Source organism: Roseateles sp. P5_E11 (assembly GCF_054049355.1).
The window spans coordinates 1-1,055 of sequence record NZ_JBFUMO010001047.1; the positions used below are offsets into that span (position 1 = coordinate 1).

General features: G+C 66.9%; 1 protein-coding gene and 1 pseudogene. Both read right to left on the reverse strand.

Annotation, left to right across the window (positions count from 1 at the left end):
- Nucleotides 1-529 (reverse strand): annotated as a pseudogene (locus ACXJKR_RS33280) (sugar isomerase); the annotation flags it as partial.
- 21 nt (nucleotides 530-550) lie between these two features.
- A partial coding sequence (locus ACXJKR_RS33285) for an SDR family oxidoreductase (protein WP_457326493.1) occupies nucleotides 551-1,055 on the reverse strand: 505 nt, incomplete at its 5' end.

The window sequence follows — 1,055 nt, forward strand, 5'->3', positions numbered from 1 at the left end:
GTCCCTTGGAGCCCAGCGTCTTGCCCAGTTCGATGCAGTCGATGTTGTGTGCCACGGCCTGCTCGCGGGCGGCCTGGCTTTGTGCAGTCAGGCTGCCGTACTTGTAGCTGTGGGCCTGGCCGGGCTGGTCCTGGAAGGTGTTGGAGTTCACCGCGTCAAAGGAGAGGCCCAGGCTGTCGGCCTGCTGACGCAGGGCCTTGGGATCGCTCGGCTTGTCCCAGGGGAAGTGCAGCGACACGGTGGGCGTGGCGCGCGTCAGCTGGTGGATGACGGCGCAGTCCTCCAGCTTCTCGGTCACGTCACGCGGCTCGCCCTTGCCGGGGAAGCGCGCGAAGCGCGTGCCACCGGTGCCCACGCCCCAGCTGGGCAGGGCCACGGCGAAGGTCTGGGCCGTGGCCGTCAGCGCCTCGATGTCCACGCCGCGGCGGGACAGCATGCCGCCGAGCGCGTCGTAGTCGGCCTGCAGCGTGGTGCGCTGGCTGGCGTTGTGCTGCTCGACCTGGGCCGTGTCGATGATGTTGGTTGTCATGGTTGTCTCCTGGCCGCCGTGTCAACGAGTAAATGCGGCGGCGTTGCCCGCGTCAACGTTGAGGACGTTACCCGTGCTCTTGCCCGACTTGTCGCTTGCCATGAAGTACACCGCCTCGGCGATGTCCTCGGGCAGCACGCTGAGCTTGAGCATKCTGCGCTGGCGGTAGAACTCTTCGATGTTGTCGGTCTCGATCTTGTTGGACGCGGCGCGCTCTTCCTTCCACTTGCCGTCCCAGATGCGCGAGCCGCGGATGACGGCGTCGGGGTTGACGACGTTGACGCGCACGCCGATGGGCGCGCCTTCCAGCGCGACGCAGCGGGCCAGGTGGATCTCAGCCGCCTTGGCCGTGCAATAGGCCGAGGCGCCGGCGGACGCGACGAGGCCGTTCTTGCTGGCCACGAACACCATGCTGCCGCCGATCTTCTGCTGCTTCATCAGGCGGAAGGCACCGCGGCTGACCAGGAAGTAGCCGGTGACGAGGATGTTCTGGTTGCGGTTCCAGATCTCCAGCGTGGTGTCTTCC